13 protein-coding genes and 1 pseudogene are annotated in these 15,792 nt (G+C 74.5%); 8 read left to right on the forward strand and 6 right to left on the reverse strand.

Going from position 1 to position 15,792, the window contains the following annotated elements; translation table 11 throughout:
- The first annotated feature begins 11 nt into the window (after window positions 1-11).
- From ACZ4TG_RS13090 to ACZ4TG_RS13100, 3 genes are all read left to right on the forward strand, one after another.
- Window positions 12-1,307 carry a ferredoxin reductase family protein gene (locus tag ACZ4TG_RS13090; protein WP_468162026.1) on the forward strand — a complete coding sequence of 432 codons (1,296 nt, stop codon included), beginning with the start codon at window positions 12-14 and terminating at the stop codon, window positions 1,305-1,307.
- Window positions 1,308-1,396: 89 nt separating this feature from the next.
- On the forward strand, window positions 1,397-1,720 hold the full coding sequence (locus ACZ4TG_RS13095) for a hypothetical protein (RefSeq protein ID WP_468162027.1): 324 nt from the start codon (window positions 1,397-1,399) through the stop codon (window positions 1,718-1,720).
- 36 nt (window positions 1,721-1,756) lie between these two features.
- Window positions 1,757-2,533 carry a sulfite exporter TauE/SafE family protein gene (locus tag ACZ4TG_RS13100; protein ID WP_468162028.1) on the forward strand — a complete coding sequence of 259 codons (777 nt, stop codon included), beginning with the start codon at window positions 1,757-1,759 and terminating at the stop codon, window positions 2,531-2,533.
- A gap of 6 nt (window positions 2,534-2,539) precedes the next feature.
- Here ACZ4TG_RS13100 and ACZ4TG_RS13105 read toward each other — a convergent pair whose 3' ends face one another.
- Together ACZ4TG_RS13105 and ACZ4TG_RS13110 are read right to left on the reverse strand one after the other, a co-directional pair.
- Entirely contained in the window at window positions 2,540-3,172 is a 633-nt protein-coding gene (locus ACZ4TG_RS13105; protein ID WP_468162029.1) for a class F sortase, read from the reverse strand.
- Window positions 3,173-3,308: 136 nt separating this feature from the next.
- A complete protein-coding gene (locus tag ACZ4TG_RS13110) occupies window positions 3,309-3,851 on the reverse strand; it encodes a hypothetical protein (protein WP_468162030.1) in 543 nt (180 codons plus the stop codon).
- Window positions 3,852-4,325: 474 nt separating this feature from the next.
- On the opposite strand from ACZ4TG_RS13110, the gene ACZ4TG_RS13115 reads away from it, so the two are divergent.
- Window positions 4,326-4,769, forward strand: a complete 444-nt coding sequence (locus ACZ4TG_RS13115; RefSeq protein ID WP_468162031.1) for a gamma-glutamylcyclotransferase family protein — start codon at window positions 4,326-4,328, stop codon at window positions 4,767-4,769.
- Window positions 4,770-4,797: 28 nt separating this feature from the next.
- On the opposite strand, the gene dnaG is transcribed toward ACZ4TG_RS13115, so the two are convergent.
- From dnaG to ACZ4TG_RS13135, 4 genes and pseudogenes are all read right to left on the reverse strand, one after another.
- A complete protein-coding gene (gene dnaG / locus ACZ4TG_RS13120) occupies window positions 4,798-6,696 on the reverse strand; it encodes a DNA primase (protein ID WP_468162032.1) in 1,899 nt (632 codons plus the stop codon).
- A gap of 34 nt (window positions 6,697-6,730) precedes the next feature.
- A complete protein-coding gene (locus ACZ4TG_RS13125) occupies window positions 6,731-8,005 on the reverse strand; it encodes an NAD(P)/FAD-dependent oxidoreductase (protein ID WP_468162033.1) in 1,275 nt (424 codons plus the stop codon).
- A 93-nt stretch (window positions 8,006-8,098) separates the two neighbouring features.
- Window positions 8,099-9,454, reverse strand: coding sequence for a deoxyguanosinetriphosphate triphosphohydrolase (locus ACZ4TG_RS13130; RefSeq protein ID WP_468162034.1), 1,356 nt, complete (start codon window positions 9,452-9,454; stop codon window positions 8,099-8,101).
- A 68-nt stretch (window positions 9,455-9,522) separates the two neighbouring features.
- Window positions 9,523-10,394 (reverse strand): annotated as a pseudogene (locus ACZ4TG_RS13135) (sirohydrochlorin chelatase).
- 246 nt (window positions 10,395-10,640) lie between these two features.
- Here ACZ4TG_RS13135 and ACZ4TG_RS13140 point away from each other — a divergent pair.
- The 4 genes from ACZ4TG_RS13140 to ACZ4TG_RS13155 all read left to right on the forward strand — a co-directional run bounded on the left by ACZ4TG_RS13140 (window position 10,641) and on the right by ACZ4TG_RS13155 (window position 15,757).
- Window positions 10,641-11,351, forward strand: coding sequence for a SanA/YdcF family protein (locus tag ACZ4TG_RS13140; RefSeq protein ID WP_468162035.1), 711 nt, complete (start codon window positions 10,641-10,643; stop codon window positions 11,349-11,351).
- A gap of 75 nt (window positions 11,352-11,426) precedes the next feature.
- A complete protein-coding gene (locus tag ACZ4TG_RS13145; protein ID WP_468162119.1) occupies window positions 11,427-12,191 on the forward strand; it encodes a glucose 1-dehydrogenase in 765 nt (254 codons plus the stop codon).
- A 226-nt stretch (window positions 12,192-12,417) separates the two neighbouring features.
- The gene (locus ACZ4TG_RS13150) at window positions 12,418-14,499 is read left to right on the forward strand and encodes a molybdopterin oxidoreductase family protein (RefSeq protein WP_468162036.1); all 2,082 of its coding nucleotides are present in this window, start codon (window positions 12,418-12,420) and stop codon (window positions 14,497-14,499) included.
- Between the two features lie 124 nt (window positions 14,500-14,623).
- Window positions 14,624-15,757: an RNA polymerase sigma factor gene (locus ACZ4TG_RS13155; protein ID WP_468162037.1), complete on the forward strand. Its 1,134-nt coding sequence runs from the start codon at window positions 14,624-14,626 to the stop codon at window positions 15,755-15,757.
- The last annotated feature ends 35 nt before the right edge of the window (window positions 15,758-15,792 follow it).

A 15,792-nucleotide genomic window follows, 5' to 3' on the forward strand; every position in this document is an offset into this window, starting at 1 on the left:
CGGTGAGCGCCATGCGAGATGCGGCGGGGCTGGTCAGGGGCGGGATGCCGGTCGGGGCGGGGCTGGTGGTCCTGCTCTGGGCGGCTCAGGTGCACCCCTCGGCCCGGCTCGACGCGCTCTTCGCCACCGCCGCGCACCTCACCGGCCTGCTCGCCGGGTACGGGATCCTCGTGATGCTGTTCCTGATGGCCCGGGTGCCCGCCGTGGAGCACGGCGTCGGCGCGGACCGGCTCGCCCGGTGGCACGCGCTGGGCGGCCGTCACGTGCTGCTGCTCTGCTTCGCGCACGGGCTGCTCGCGCTGTTCGCGTACGCCGTGCACCAGGGGGCCGACGTCCTCTCCGCCCTGCGGGGGCTGCTCGGCTACCCGGCGCTCGCCGCCGCCTGCGCCGGGACCGCGCTGCTGGCCGCCGTCGGGGTGAGCTCCGCCCGCGCGGTACGGCGCCGGATCCCGCACGAGACCTGGCGGGGCCTGCACCTGCTGGTCTACCTCGCCGCCGCCCTGGCCTTCGGCCACCAGCTCGCCGGGCCCGATCTGGCGCCGGCCGCCTGGTTCTGGGCCCTCGCCCACGCGGCGGTCGCCGTCCTGCTGGTCTGGTACCGCGCGGTGGTCCCCGTACGGCAGGCCCTGCGGCACGCGCTGCGGGTGGCCGAGGTGCGGGCGGAGGGGCCCGGGGTGGTCTCCGTCGTCGTGCACGGGCGCCACCTCGGGGAACTGCGGGCGGAGCCGGGGCAGTTCCTGCGCTGGCGGTTCCTCCAGCGGCGGCTCTGGTACACCGCCCTGCCGTTCTCGCTGTCCGCGCCGGTGCGCGGCGGCACCCTCCGGATCACCGTCAAGGCGCTCGGCGGCCACTCCCGCCGGATCCGGCGGCTGCGGCCCGGCACGCGGGTGCTGGCGACCGGGCCGTTCGGGGCGCTCACCGCGGCCCGGCGGACCAGGCCGAAGGTGCTGCTGATCGCGGGCGGGGTCGGGATCACCCCGATGCGGGCCCTGTTCGAGACGCTGCCCGGCGGGCCTGGGGACATCACGCTGCTCTACCGGGCCGGGGCCGAGGAGCAGCTGGTGCTGCGCGGCGAGCTGGAGGCCATCGCCGCGCAGCGGCGGGCGGGGCTGCACTACCTGCTGGGGCGCTCGGACGCGGCTTACGATCCGCTGGCCCCGCAGGCGGTGCTGGCGCTGGTGCCGGACCTGGTGGAGCACGACGTGTACGTGTGCGGGCCGCCGGGGATGTCGGAGGCGACCCGGGCGGCGCTGCTGCGGGCCGGGGTGCCGGCCGGGCGCATCCACTCCGAGTGCTTCGGCTACTGAGCCCCGGAGCCAGCCCTTCCGTCCCCTCCCGTTCTTTCCACCCCCTCCGTTCCTTCCGCTCCGTCCGTCGCCGAGAGGTCACCCGCGTCATGCGTCACCCGCTGCACGTCGCCCTGCCCGTGCCCCTGCCCGTGTCCCCGCCCGCGCCGGTACCCGCGCCGGTACCCGCGCCCGCGCCCGCCGGGCCGTCCCGGGCCCGGCACCGCAGGCCGCGCAGGGTCTGCGCCCTGTGGGCCGGGCCCGGGGCGCCGGGCACCGCCGCGCCCGCGCGGCGGCTCGCGGCCGGGCTCGGGCTGGCCAGTGTGCTGGCCGCGACGGCGCTGACGGCCGCCGTGGACCCGGCGTCACCGGTGGCCCCGGACCGGGTGCCGGCCCGGCAAAGCTCAACCTTTGCGCAAGTTTCCGGAGACTGATGGGCGCTGCAACCATCGGTTCCATAAGGTCATGCCGTGCCTGACATATCAACGACCATGATCGTCGTGCTGTGCGTGGCCGCCGCGGCGGCGGGCTGGATCGACGCCGTGGTGGGCGGCGGCGGACTCCTGCTCCTGCCCGCCCTGCTGCTCGGTCTGCCGAACGCCCACCCCGCCACCGTCCTCGGCACCAACAAGGCCGTCGCCATCGTCGGCACCGCGGGCGCCGCCGTGACGTACGCGCGCAAGGCGCCGGTGGACGTGAAGCTCGCCGTCCGCATCGGCGTGGCCGCGCTCGCCGGGTCGATGGGCGGGGCCCTGCTGGCCGGCGGGATCAGCAAGGACGCGCTGCGGCCGCTGATCATGGGCGTACTCGTCGTCGTCGCCGGTGTGGTGATCTTCAAGCCGGGCTTCGGCACCGCCCCGTCCGCCGCGCCGGTGAGCCGGCAGCGGATCCTGCTCGCCATCGGCCTCGCCGGCCTGGGCATCGGCTTCTACGACGGCCTCATCGGCCCGGGTACCGGGACCTTCCTGGTGCTGGCCCTCACCGCCGTGCTCCACCTCGACCTGGTCACCGCCTCCGCCACCGCCAAGATCGTCAACTGCTGTACGAACGGCGGGGCGCTGGCGATGTTCGCGTACCAGGGGATGGTGCTGTGGCAGCTGGCCGCCCTGATGGCCGCCTTCAACCTGGCCGGCGGGATGGTCGGGGCCCGGATGGCACTCAAGAAGGGCAGCGGGTTCGTCCGGGCCGTACTGCTCACGGTGGTCGGCGCGCTGGTGGTCAAGCTCGGCATCGAGCAGTGGGGCTGACGGGCCCTAGTGGGTTCCCGTCAGGTGGGCGAAGACGACCACGTTGCCCTGGTAGCCGGTGCGCGGTGAGAAGCCGCCGCCGCAGGTGATCACCCGCAGCTCGGCGCGCGGCGAAGGCCCGTACACGCGGGCGTCCGGGAAGGCCTTGGCGTCGTAGACCTCGACCGCGTGGACGGTGAACACGGCCGTACGTCCGTCCGCGCGCACCACCTCGATCGCGGCTCCGCGGTGCAGTGCGCCCAGGTGGTAGAAGACCGCGGGGCCGGTGGCGTGGTCGACGTGCCCCGCGATGACGGCGGTGCCGACGGCGCCGGGGGTGGTGCCCTCGCGGTACCAGCCGGCCAGCTCGCGCCGGGCGGGCGGCGGCACCTCCAGACTGCCGTCGTGCTCCAGCCCGAGTCCGGTCAGCGGGGCGTCCACCCGGATGGCCGGGATCCGGATCCGGGTGGGCGGCGAGCCGGGGAGCGGGGCGATGCTCCCGGGGTACGAGGCCTGGCCGCTCAGGGCGTTCAGTGCCTCCGCGGGGGAGGGCAGCGGGGGCCCGACGGTCTCGGCGGAGCCGCTGCCGACGAGCCAGATGCCGATGCAGGCGGCCAGGGCCAGGAGTCCGCCGCGGCCGGCTGCGCGGGAGGTGCCCATGTGTGCCCCCTTGCGCTTGGCTTCCCGTTCCTGTGGCTGAGCCGTCGCCCGGCCCCGCGAACGGGGGGGACCTCACGGGGCGGGCGACGGGGGGCGGTACCGGTCGGACCGTGGCCGGAGCCGCGGTGGGCGCCCGTCAGCTCTGCGTGCCGCTCGCCCGGCGACGCATGAGCCAGGTACCGCCGACGGCGGCCGCGGCCAGTACGGCCACGCCCGCCGCGATCTTGGCGGGGTCGGTGGTGGTGGTCGTCCCACCACCCACCCCGGTCCGGACGTGGCCCTGCGGGCCGTGGTCGGTGACGACCAGGTCGCCGGTGGCGAACTTGCCGTTCGCGCAGGTCACGCCGATGTCGTAGGTGCCCGGGCGGATGTGGTGGGCGACCTGGAACTGCCCCACGACCACCTCCTTGTGGGTGCCCGGCGCCAGTTTGAAGCGGCCGCCGCCGACGGTGGTGGCATCGCCGTCGGCGTGGCTGCCGTGGCCGCACGCGGTGGTGTTGACGGTGACGGTGGCCCCGGGGTGGGCGGACTTGGGCCAGACCTCCAACGGGGCGAAGTCGCCGGCCGCGAAGCCGGGCATGCCGAGGTCCACGGCCGCGACCGCTCCGGCGACCGGGCCGGTGAAGGCGACGGCGGTCAGCGCGGTGGCGGTGAGCACGTGGGCGGTGCGGCGGCGCATGGGGGACTCCTCGGGACGCGGGGTCGTGATCCCGAGGTAACCCGGGGTGGCGGCAGCCTGCCTGCTGATGATGCGTCAGTTACGCCCGTTGTCGGCGCGTTATCGCAGGTCATCGGCGTTCCTGAGGCTTCCGGGCCGCGCACCCCGTCCGGGTGAACCGCGCCGGGCGCACCGGGGTACCGGCACCGGGGTACCGGCACCGGCGTACCGGCGAAGCGAACCGGCGAAGCGGCGGTCGGGCCCGCCGGGCGCCCCGCCGGCCGGGCGGGCGGAGCGGGGGATGGAGCGCGTCATGGGGGAGCAACCGTGTGGGGGGAGGAGGACGGTGCCCGACCGTAGCCGGGGCTCGTCACGGGGCCCGGGAGATCGTGTAACAGCGGTGCGTACGGTGGGGGTGAGCGGGGAAAGTCGGGACCTTGGGCCCCGGGGGAGCCGGACCTGCGGACTGTCCAGTAGTAGTCGAGGGAGGGCCTCGTGACATCGGTCGATCGGCCGGAACCCGCCGGAACACCCCTGCCGTTCTTCGTGTACGGGACCCTGCGCCCCGGCGAGGTCAACCACGACCTGTTCCTGCGGGGCCGCACCGCGGCGCAGGAGCCGGCCACACTGCCCGGCGCCGTGCTGTACGAGGGCCCGGGATATCCGTACGCCGTCCCGCGCCCCGGCTCCGCGGTATCCGGCGAGCTGATCACCCCGGCCCCGGGGAGGTACGCGGAACTGCTGGCCGCGCTGGACCTGCTGGAGGAGTACGAGGGCCCGGGCCGGCCGGGGAACGTCTACGACCGGGTCGCCCGCGAGGCGCTGCGCCCGGACGGCACCCGGGTCCTGGCCTGGGTGTACCTGGCCGCCCCGCTGCTGGCCCGGGACCTGGCCGAGTCCGGCACGGAGATCCCGGGCGGCGACTGGCTGGGCCGCTGAGGGACGGCGGGACGGCCCCGGGCAGGGGCTACAGCCCCTCGGCGCCCCGGTTGCGCAGCCGCTGTCCGTACTGCTGGAGGACCCACAGCTCCTCCTGGACCGCCGCGTGCTGCTCCGGCGGGGCCTGCGGGCTCAGGCGGGTCATGGCGCCCTGGATCTCCAGGACCCGGCGGTCCACGGCGCGCAGGCGGACCTGCACCAGCTGGACCCCGGCGTAGATCTCGTCCACCGTCTTGGCGTGGATGGCCTCCACCGCCAGTTCCGTGACCATCGCGCGGACGGTGTCGTTCGGGGCGGCCTCGCGGACCCGGGCCAGGTAGTCGTCGGTGGCCTGCGAGGCGCCCCCCGCGTCCTGGATGGCCTGGCGGACCGCCGCGTAGGGCGGGGCGGTGAACTCGTCGATCCCGTACGCGTCGAAGGCCGGGGAGACCAGGGCCGGGCGCTGGAGGGCCAGTTTGAGCAGCTCGCGCTCGGTGCGGTGGGCGGGGCTGCGCAGGTTCAGGGCGGGGCCGCCGCCGACCGGCGACGGCGCGGCGGGGGGCGCCTCCTGGGGGCGGCCCCGGCCCTGCTGCTGAGGCTGGTTGCCGCGCTCCCGCGCCCACCGCGCCAGCTGCGCGACCCGCTTGACGACGAACGGCTCGTCGAGGATGCCCAGCATGCCCGCCAGCTGGACCGCCGACTCGTGCTGGATCGAGAGGTCCTTGATGCTCGCGACGACCGGCGCGGCCTCGGCCAGCGCCGCCGCGCGGCCCGCCGGGTTCTCCAGGTTGTGCCGGGACACGATGTGCCGCAGCGCGAACTCGAACAGCGGGGTCCGGGCCTCGACCAGCCCCGACACGGCCGCGTCGCCCTGGGCGAGCCGCAGGTCGCAGGGGTCCATGCCGCCGGGGGCGATGGTGATCGAGGTCTCGGCGGCGAACTTCTGGTCGTCCTCGAACGCGCGCAGCGCCGCCTTCTGGCCGGCCGCGTCCCCGTCGAAGGTGAAGATCACCTCGGCCGTGGCGTTGTCCATCAGCAGCCGGCGCAGGATCTTGATGTGGTCCCCGCCGAAGGCGGTGCCGCAGGTGGCGATGGCGGTGGTGACTCCGGCCATGTGGCAGGCCATGACATCGGTGTAGCCCTCGACCACGACCGCCCGGGAGGTCCGCGCGATCTCCTTCTTGGCGAGGTCGATGCCGTACAGCACCTGGGACTTCTTGTAGATCGCCGTCTCGGGGGTGTTCAGGTACTTGGGGCCGTTGTCGTCGTCGCGCAGCTTGCGCGCGCCGAAGCCGACCACCTCGCCGCTGATGTCCCGGATCGGCCACATCAGCCGGCCGCGGAAGCGGTCGATGGGCTTGCCGCTGCGGCTGTCCTGGGCCAGCCCGGAGGTGATCAGCTCCTTGTCGCTGAAGCCCTTGCCGCGCAGGAAGCGGGTCAGGTGGTCCCAGCCGGCCGGGCTGTAGCCCACGCTGAAGTGCGCGGCCGCCGCCTGGTCGAAGCCGCGTTCCGCCAGGAACTTGCGGCCGATCTCCGCCTCGGGGCTGTCCAACTGGTCGACGTAGAACTGGGCGGCGGCCTTGTGCGCCTCGACCAGCCGGATGCGCTCGCCGCGGCCGCTGGTGCCGGCGGTGTAGCCGCCCTCCTCGTACCGCAGGGTGATGCCGGCCAGGCCGGCCAGCCGCTCGACCGCCTCCGAGAAGGAGAGGTGGTCGATCTTCATGACGAAGTCGAGGGTGTCCCCGCCGGCCTGGCAGCCGAAGCAGTGGTACAGCCCCTTGCTGGGGCTGACCTGGAAGGACGGGGACTTCTCGTCGTGGAAGGGGCAGAGGCCCTTGAGGTTGCCGCCGCCCGCGTTGCGGAGCTGGAGGTAGTCGGAGACCACGGCGTCGATCGGGACCGCGTCCCGTACCGCCTTCACATCGTCGTCGTTGATCCGTCCTGCCACCCGTGAAGTCTACGGCCGGGCGGCGGCAAACCCGTCAGGCCCCCTCCGCCGCCACCAGGGAGGCAAGCGGAACTGACGGGTCCGAAAGCCGGTCCCGGTCCACCGGCGCCTTTGACCTGATCAGGGCCTGGATGTGCTCGGTGACGTCCCACACGTTCACGTTCATCCCGGCCAGCACCCGCCCGTCGGAGAGCCAGAAGGCGATGAACTCCCGCTTGGCCACGTCCCCGCGGATCAGCACCTGGTCGTAGCCGCCCGGCGGGGCGTATCCCGAGTACTCCAGGCCCACGTCGTACTGGTCGGAGAAGAAGTACGGGACCCGGTCGTACGAGACCTCCTGCCCCAGCATCGCCCGCGCGGCGGCCGGCCCGCCGTTGAGCGCGTTCGCCCAGTGCTCCACCCGCAGCCGGGTCCCCAGCACCGGGTGGTGCGCGGCCGCCACGTCCCCCACGGCGAACACGTCCGCGTCCGAAGTGCGCAGCGAGGCGTCCACGGCGATCCCGCCGCCGTGCTCCCGGTCCACCAGGGCCAGCCCCGAGGTCTCGGCGAGCGCGGTGCGCGGGGCGGCCCCGATCGCGGCGAGGACCGCGTGGGCCGGATGCTCCTCCCCGTCGTCGGTGCGGGCGGCCAGCACCATCCCGTCGTGGCCGACGATCTCGGTGAGCCGCGCACCGAAGTGGAAGCGGACCCCGTGGTCGGAGTGCAGGTCCCCGAAGAGCCGGCCGATCTCCGGCCCGAGCACCGCGTGCAGCGGAGTGGCCTCCGGCTCGACCACGGTGACCTCGGCGCCGTACCCGCGGGCCGCCGCCGCGACCTCCAGGCCGATCCAGCCGGCCCCCGCGATCAGCAGGTGCCCGTTGTCCCGGCCCAGGGAGGCCAGTACGTTGCGCAGCCGCTCGGCGTGCGCGAGCCGCCGCAGGTGGTGCACCCCGGCCAGGCCGGTGCCCGGGATGTCGAGGCGGCGCGGCTCGGCCCCGGTGGCCAGCAGCAGCTTGTCGTAGTGCAGCGCGGTGCCGTCGCCCAGGACCACCTTCTTGGCGTCCCGGTCCAGCTGCACCGCGGGCTGGCCCAGGTGCAGCTCGATGTCGGAGCGCGCGTACCAGGACGGCTCGTGGACGAAGACGCTCTCGCGCTCCTCCTTGCCCGCCAGGTACCCCTTGGACAGCGGAGGCCGTTCGTAGGGATGGTCACGCTCGTCGCCGATCAGGATCACCCGGCCGGTGAACCCCTCGGCGCGCAGCGTCTCGGCCGCCTTTGCCCCGGCGAGTCCCGCGCCGACGATGACGAACGTCCGGTGTGCGTCGACCACCTGATGCCTCCTCATAACCTCTTCGTCACATGCGACCACATGCGAGCGTCCCGCACTGAGCCTGCCGCGTGAAGGGGCAGTGGCCCGATCGGCTCACCCTTCGGCGCGTCGGGGGCGTCTGGTGAGACGGGCGTGCAGGGAGCGGGCGGAGGCGTCGGTCAGGGCCGCGATCTGGTCGATGACCGCGCGTTTGCGTGCCCTGTCGTCCGGCGCCGCGTCGAAGATCGCCCGGAACTGGGGGTCCAGGCCCTCGGGTGCGCGGGCGCTGAGCGCCTCGGCGAGTTCGGCCAGGACGATGCGCTGGTCCGCGCGGACCCGTTCCTGCTCGTCGCGCTGCATCACGTACAGGTCCGCGACCGCCTTGAGGACCGCGCACTCGTTGCGCGCCTCGCGCGGGACCACCAGACCGGCGGCGTACCGGGTGAGCCGGCCCGGACCGTACGCCTCACGGGTCGCGCTCTCGGCGGCCAGGCAGAAACGGCCGATCAGCTGGCTGGTGGCGTCCTTCAGCCGGGCCTGGGCGATCGCCGAGCCGTCGTACCCGTGCGGCCACCACTCCTGCTCCATCAAGCGGTCCAGGGCCTCGCGCAGTTCCTCGGGCGCGGTGTCGGCCGGGACGTACCGGCCGATCGCCACCTGCCAGATCGAGGCGCGCTCGGGCTCCGAGAAGAGCAGGTTGGGGTCGAGGTGCCCGGCGTGCAGACCGTCCTCGAAGTCGTGGACGGAGTACGCCACGTCGTCCGCCCAGTCCATGACCTGCGCCTCGAAGCACTTGCGGTCGGCGGGCGCGCCGCGGCGCAGCCATGCGAAGACCGGCAGGTCGTCCTCGTACGCACCGAACTTGACCGAGCCCGGGTCGGTGGGGTGGTCGCCGCGGGCCCAGGGGTACTTGGTGGCGGCGTCCAGGCAGGCCCGGGTGAGGTTCAGGCCGACGCTGACGAGCTCGCCCGTCGCCCGGTCGGGCACGAACCGCTTGGGCTCCAGCCGGGTCAGCAGCCGCAGCGACTGGGCGTTGCCCTCGAAGCCGCCGCAGTCCTTCGCGAACTCGTTCAGCGCCTCCTCGCCGTTGTGCCCGAAGGGCGGGTGGCCCATGTCGTGCGAGAGGCAGGCCGCCTCGACCAGGTCGGGATCGCAGCCGAGGGCCGCGCCGAGCTCCCGGCCGACCTGAGCGCACTCCAGGGAGTGCGTCAGGCGCGTACGGGGACTCGCGTCCCAGTCGTACGAACGCGTGCCGGGGGTGACGACCTGGGTCTTCCCGGCGAGCCGGCGCAACGCGGCGGAGTGCAGCACGCGGGCCCGGTCCCGCTGGAAGGCCGTACGGCCGGGCCGTTTGTCGGGCTCGGCGGCCCAGCGTTCGGTGTCGGCGGGGCCGTAGACGCCTTCGGGGCCGCCGGGACTGCCGGGGCTGGGGGGACGGACGGGTGCGGTGGTGCCTTCCAAGCCTTCCATGCTCAGACGGTAACCGGAACCGCCGACAGGGCGGGCGATCCGGACCGGGTCCGAACCGGATGCGGCCCCTACGCCGTGGCCAGTTCCAGCGGGTGCACCTGCCGTACGAGAGCCTCCTCGTAACGCTGGACCACCAGCCTGGCCAGCGCGGGATGCGCGCCCAGCGGGGCCGCGGCCGGCCCGGGCGCCGCGGCGGCGCACGCGGCGGCGAACCGGCCGGGCGCGGTGAAGCAGGAGGCGACCGCCACCCGGTGGTGGCCCCGGCCGGACAGCGACCGGACGGCGTCGGGCACGGTCGGCGCGGCGGCGGAGGCGTAGGCCGGCACCACGGCCACCCCGCCGAGGCGTTCGGACAGCAGGGCCGCACCGCGCCGGGTGTCGGCGGCCGAGTCCGGGTCGCGGGACCCGGCGGCGGCCAGCACGACCGCCGTCCCGGGGGTCCAGCCGGCCTCCAGCAGCCGCTCGTACAGGGCCTCGACGAGCAGCGGGTGCGGGCCGAGCGGGGCGGCGATCCGGGTCCGCAGGTGGCGGGCGCGGGCGGCGGCCGCGGGGAGGTCGCGCTTGACGTGGTGCCCGCGGCCGAGCAGCAGCGGAACCAGGACGGCCTCCCCGGCGGCGGCGTCGAGGGTCTCGCCGAGCAGCGGCCGGTTCAGCTCTATGTGCCCGAGGCGGACGTCGAGCCGGGGACGGAGTTCGCGGACCCGGTCGAGCAGGGCCTCGACGGTGAGGAGGGCGCGCGGGTCGCGGCTGCCGTGGGCCACGGCGACGAGGGTGGGCTGCATACGTGGACTCCGTGGGGCCGGGCCACCGGGCCGTACCGGGGGCGCAGTCCGCTGAGCTGCGTGCCGAGCTGGGCGGTGATCCGCGTCAGCAGCTCCGCGGCGGTTGCGGGGGGCAGGGGGATGGACTGGTACTCGGGAGGGTGCGCCGGCTCCGTCATGAACCGATCCTGGGGGGCGGAGGTTGCCGGGGCGTTGCGCCGGGGTGACGGGTCTTTTCCGGCTGCTCACAGGGGACCGGGCAGCGGCGGTGGGGCCGCCCGTCGCCGCCGCGGCCGGGCCGCGACCCCTGCGGCCCGTACGGGGGGCCGGCCTGCGGCTGAAACCGGATGATCTCCGTACGCGTCCTGACCAGCGAACCACCCGTCAGGACCGACCGGCCGCATCACCATCAGGGGGACCCCACCATGCGCAGACCGCGCCTGAACCGGATCGCGCGCGCGGCGCGCAGGCTGCTGCCCCGCACCGTACGGGCCCGGCGACGTGCCGTGCAGGCCGTGATGGCCGGCTGCGTGCTCGCCCTGCTGCCCTCCGCGTGGACGCACGCCGTCGCCGCGCCGAGGCTGCGCACCACCGCCGAGGCGCCCGCCGCCGACGTCGCCGTGGTGTTCGGGGCCGGGCTGCTGTGGAACGGCAGGCCCACCCCGTACCTGGCCGACCGGCTCGACGCGGCCGCCGAGCTGTACCGCACCGGCAAGGTCAAGGTCGTCCTGGTCACCGGGGACAACAGCCGCACCGAGTACGACGAGCCCGACTCGATGCGCAGGTACCTCACCGGTCACGGGGTGCCGGACGGCCGGATCGTCAGCGACTACGCCGGCTTCGACACCTGGGACTCCTGCGTCCGCGCCCGGGAGGTCTTCGGGGTGCACCGGGCGGTGCTGATCAGCCAGGGCTTCCACATCCGGCGGGCCGTCGCCCTGTGCCAGGCCGCGGGCGTGGATTCGTACGGGGTCGGGGTGGCCGACGTACATGACGCCACCTGGTACTACGGCGGCTTCCGCGAGGTCTTCGCGGCCGGCAAGGCGGCGGTGGACGCGACCTTCAAGCCCGCGCCGACGTTCCTGGGGCCGAAGGAGGAAGGGGTGTCGCGGGCGCTGGCCGCTCTGGCAGACTGACGCCGCTGTCGGCGTATGCCGATTAGTCATATGCCGATCGGTGGGTACGAGCGTCAGGGGTGTGGAACCGTGGCTGTGGTGGATCTGAGCGGCAAGGCCGTCGTCATCACCGGCGGGGCGCGGGGGCTGGGCGCGGCCGCCGCGCAGGCCGTCGTGGACGGCGGCGGCAAGGTGCTGATCACCGACGTGCTGGAGGCGGAGGGCGCCGCCACGGCGGCACGGCTGGGCGAGGCGGCCCGCTTCCTCAGGCACGACGTGACGAGCGAGGCCGACTGGGCCGCGGCGCTGGAGCACGCGGTAGCCGAGTTCGGCCGCATCGACGGCCTGGTCAACAACGCCGGCATGGCCACCGGCCAGTTCCTGGAGCACGAGAGCGTCGAGCACTTCCGCCGGGTCGTCGAGATCAACCTGGTCGGCACCTTCATCGGCATCAAGACCGCGATCCCGCTGCTGCGCGCGAACGGTGGCGGCTCCATCGTCAACATCTCCTCCTCCGCCGGCCTCACCGGCCTCGCGCTGACCGCCGGCTACGGCGCCTCCAAGTGGGGCGTGCGCGGCCTGTCGAAGATCGGCGCGGTCGAGCTCGCCGAGGCCCGGATCCGCGTCAACTCCGTCCACCCGGGCATGACGCTCACCCCGATGACCGCCCCGGTCGGCATCCAGGCCGGCGAGGGCAACTACCCCGGCGCGCCGCTGGGCCGCGTCGGCGTCCCCGAGGAGATCGCCGCCGCCGTCGCCTTCCTGCTGTCCGACTCCGCCGGGTACATGACGGGCGCCGAGCTCGCGGTGGACGGCGGCTGGACGGCGGGCCTGACGGTGAAGTACCTGACCGGCCGGTGAGCCGCCCCCGGCAGGCGGCCGCCCCGGGGCCGCACAGGGCCGCCCCGGCACCGCGCAGGGCCGGGCCGGGGCCCTGCGGGGTACGACGGGCCCCTCGACCGGCCTGCGTTCCGGCCCGCGTCCCGGCCCGCCTCACCGGGCGGCCGACGGCGCGCTGAGGTGCCCGTCCAGGAGGCGTAACCGGGAGCGGCGGCCCGCGTAACACCGGCGGCGCAGGGTGGAGCGCATGCGCCACGAAGACTCCGCGGCACCGGTGACCGCCACCCACTGCCCGTACTGCGCGCTGCAGTGCGGCATGAACCTGCGCCCCGCACCCGACGGCGGGGTGGAGGTGGAGGAGCGGCCCGGGTTCCCCGTCAACCGGGGCGCGCTGTGCGGAAAGGGCCGCACCGCCCCCGCCGTGCTCTCCTCCCGGGTGCGCCTGACCGAGCCGCTCGTGCGCACCCGCGCCGGGCGGCTGGAGCCGGCCACCTGGGAGCAGGCGCTCGACGCCGTCGCCGCGGGCCTCACCCGCACGGGCCGCTCGTACGGGCCCGACGCGGTCGGGGTCTTCGGCGGCGGCGGGCTCACCAACGAGAAGGCCTACGCGCTCGGCAAGTTCGCCCGCGTCGCCCTGCGCACCTCGCAGATCGACTACAACGGCCGCTTCTGCATGTCCTCCGCGGCCGCCGCCCACCAGCGGGCCTTCGGACTCGACCGCGGGCTGCCCTTCCCGCTGGAGGACGTCCCGCGCACCGGCTGCGTGATCCTCGTCGGCTCCAACCTGGCGGAGACGATGCCCCCGGCGCTGCGGTTCCTGCGGGAACTCAAGGAGAACGGCGGCACGTTGATCGTGGTGGACCCGCGCCGCACGCGGACCGCCGAACAGGCCGACCTCCATCTGGCGCCGCGCCCCGGGACCGACCTCGCCCTCGCCCTGGGACTGCTGCACCTGGTGGTCGCCGAGGGCCGGACCGACGAGGCCTTCATCGCCGACCGCACCAGCGGCTGGGCCGCGACCCGGGCGGCCGCGATGGCGCACTGGCCGGAGCTGGTCGAGCGGATCACCGGCGTGCCCGTACCCCGGCTGCGCGAGGCGGTGCGGATGTTCTGCGAACCGGCCTCCGCCATGGTGCTGACGGCCCGCGGCCCCGAGCAGCAGTCCAAGGGCACCGACACCGTCGGCGCGTGGATCAACCTCTGCCTGGCCACCGGCCGGGCCGGCCGCCCGCTGTCCGGCTACGGCTGCCTCACCGGCCAGGGAAACGGGCAGGGCGGCCGCGAGCACGGCCAGAAGGCCGACCAGCTCCCCGGCTACCGCAAGCTCACCGACCCGGCGGCGCGCGCCCACGTCGCCGGTGTCTGGGGCGTCGACCCCGACAGCCTCCCCGGCCCCGGCCGCAGCGCGTACGAACTCCTCGACGCGCTCGGCACCGACGTCAAGGCCCTCCTCCTGATGGGCTCCAACCCGGTGGTCTCCGCCCCCCGCGCCGCCCACGTCGAGGACCGCATCCGCTCGCTGGACTTCCTCGCCGTGGCCGACGTCGTGCTCTCCGAGACCGCCGCCCTGGCCGACGTGGTGCTCCCCGTCGCCCAGTGGGCCGAGGAGACCGGCACCACCACCAACCTGGAGGGCCGCGTCCTGCTGCGCCGCCGGGCCCTGACCCCGCCCCCGGGCGTGCGCACCGACCTGGAGGTCCTGCACGGCCTCGCGGACCGGCTCGGCATCGAGAAGGGCTTCCCGGCCGACCCCGAGGAGGTCTTCGAGGAACTGCGCCGCGCCTCGGAAGGCGGCCCGGCCGACTACTCCGGCATTTCCTACGCCCGCGTCGAAGCGGAACAGGGCGTCTTCTGGCCCTGCCCCGAGGGCTCGCCCGGCAGTCCCCGCCTCTTCCTGGACCGCTTCGCCACCGACGACGGCCGGGCCCGCTTCGTCCCCGTCTCGCACCGCGACGCCGCCGAGGTCCCCGACAGCGACTACCCCCTGCTGCTCACCACGGGCCGGGTCGTCGCCCAGTACCAGTCGGGAGCCCAGACCCGCCGGGTGGGCGAGCTCAACGCGGCCGCCCCCGGCCCGTTCGTGGAACTCCACCCCCGCCTCGCCGCCCGCCTCGGCGCCGTCGAAGGCACCCCGCTGGCGGTGGTCTCCCGCCGCGGCCGCGCCGTCGCCCCGGCCCGCATCACCGACGCCATCCGCGCGGACACGGTGTTCATGCCGTTCCACTGGCCCGGCGAGGGCCGCGCCAACACCCTGACCAACCCGGCCCTGGACCCCGTGTCCCGCATGCCGGAGTTCAAGGTCTGCGCGGTCCGCGTGGAACCGGCCTGAGCGAGGACGCACGGCCGGTCCGCTCGGACATGCGTCCGGTCCGCATCGGGATTCCCGCCGGGGGGTAACCATCCGGTCACGCACCGGACTCAGAAAGTGCTCGCACGCCCCTCGTGGCGGCGATGTGTCGTACTCCACACTGAAGTGCGGTGCCCCCGTCCTCGGAGCCCTGGAGGTCGCCCCCGTGCAGACCCAGACCCTGACCGTGAACGCGAGTCACCCCGATCGGACCGACGAACCCGTCGACGCAGAGGCCGAAGCCGTGGACGACGAGCCCGAGGCCCCGGCGCTGATCGAGCAGGTGTCGGAGCAGCGCAGGCGCAGCAGTGACAGCGGCAGCGGAGCAGGTCCCTCCGCCGATCTCTTCCGACAGTACCTGCGCGAGATAGGCCGGATCCCGCTGCTCACCGCCGCGGAGGAAGTGGACCTGGCACGGCGCGTGGAGGCCGGACTGTTCGCCGAGGAGAAGCTGGGGAGCAGCCCGGGACTCGACCTCCAGCTCACCCTCGACCTGGACAAGCTCGTGGTCATGGGCCGGATGGCCAAACGCCGCCTCATCGAGTCGAACCTGCGGCTCGTCGTCTCCGTCGCCAAGCGCTACGTCGGCCGCGGCCTCACCATGCTCGACCTGGTCCAGGAAGGGAACCTCGGACTGATCCGGGCCGTCGAGAAGTTCGACTACGCGCGCGGCTACAAGTTCTCCACCTACGCCACCTGGTGGATCCGCCAGGCGATGTCCCGGGCCCTCGCCGACCAGGCCCGCACCATCCGCGTCCCCGTGCACGTGGTGGAGCTGATCAACCGCGTCGTGCGCGTACAGCGCCGCATGCTCCAGGAACGCGGGTACGAGCCCACCGCCGAGGAGGTCGCCGCCCACCTCGAACTGACCCCCGAGCGGGTGCTGGAGGTGCTCCGCCTCGCGCAGGAGCCCGTCTCCCTGCACGCACCGGTGGGCGAGGAGGACGACGTGGCGCTCGGCGACCTCATCGAGGACGGCGACGCCGCCTCACCCATGGAATCCGCCGCGTTCTTCCTGCTCCGCGAGCACCTGGAAGCCGTCCTGTCGACCCTCGGCGAGCGCGAACGCAAGGTCGTCCAGCTGCGCTACGGGCTCGCCGACGGCCGCCCGCGCACCCTGGAGGAGATCGGGCGGATCTTCGGCGTGACCCGCGAGCGGATCCGGCAGATCGAGTCGAAGACCCTCAACAAGCTGCGCGACCACGCCTTCGCCGACCAGCTCCGCGGCTACCTGGACTGACGGCCGCTCCTCCCGGACACGCGGAAGGGGTGCCC

Source organism: Streptomyces sp. NPDC028314 (assembly GCF_055565795.1).

Excerpts from the sequence above, each read along its gene's own strand:
- ACZ4TG_RS13105 (WP_468162029.1), bottom strand. The coding sequence starts at position 3,172 with ATGGGCACCTCCCGCGCAGCCGGCCGCGGCGGACTCCTGGCCCTGGCC.
- ACZ4TG_RS13110 (WP_468162030.1), bottom strand. The coding sequence starts at position 3,851 with ATGCGCCGCCGCACCGCCCACGTGCTCACCGCCACCGCGCTGACCGCC.
- ACZ4TG_RS13095 (WP_468162027.1), top strand. The coding sequence starts at position 1,397 with ATGCGTCACCCGCTGCACGTCGCCCTGCCCGTGCCCCTGCCCGTGTCC.
- ACZ4TG_RS13150 (WP_468162036.1), top strand. The coding sequence starts at position 12,418 with ATGCGCCACGAAGACTCCGCGGCACCGGTGACCGCCACCCACTGCCCG.
- ACZ4TG_RS13130 (WP_468162034.1), bottom strand. The coding sequence starts at position 9,454 with ATGGAAGGCTTGGAAGGCACCACCGCACCCGTCCGTCCCCCCAGCCCC.
- ACZ4TG_RS13140 (WP_468162035.1), top strand. The coding sequence starts at position 10,641 with ATGCGCAGACCGCGCCTGAACCGGATCGCGCGCGCGGCGCGCAGGCTG.
- ACZ4TG_RS13090 (WP_468162026.1), top strand. The coding sequence starts at position 12 with ATGCGAGATGCGGCGGGGCTGGTCAGGGGCGGGATGCCGGTCGGGGCG.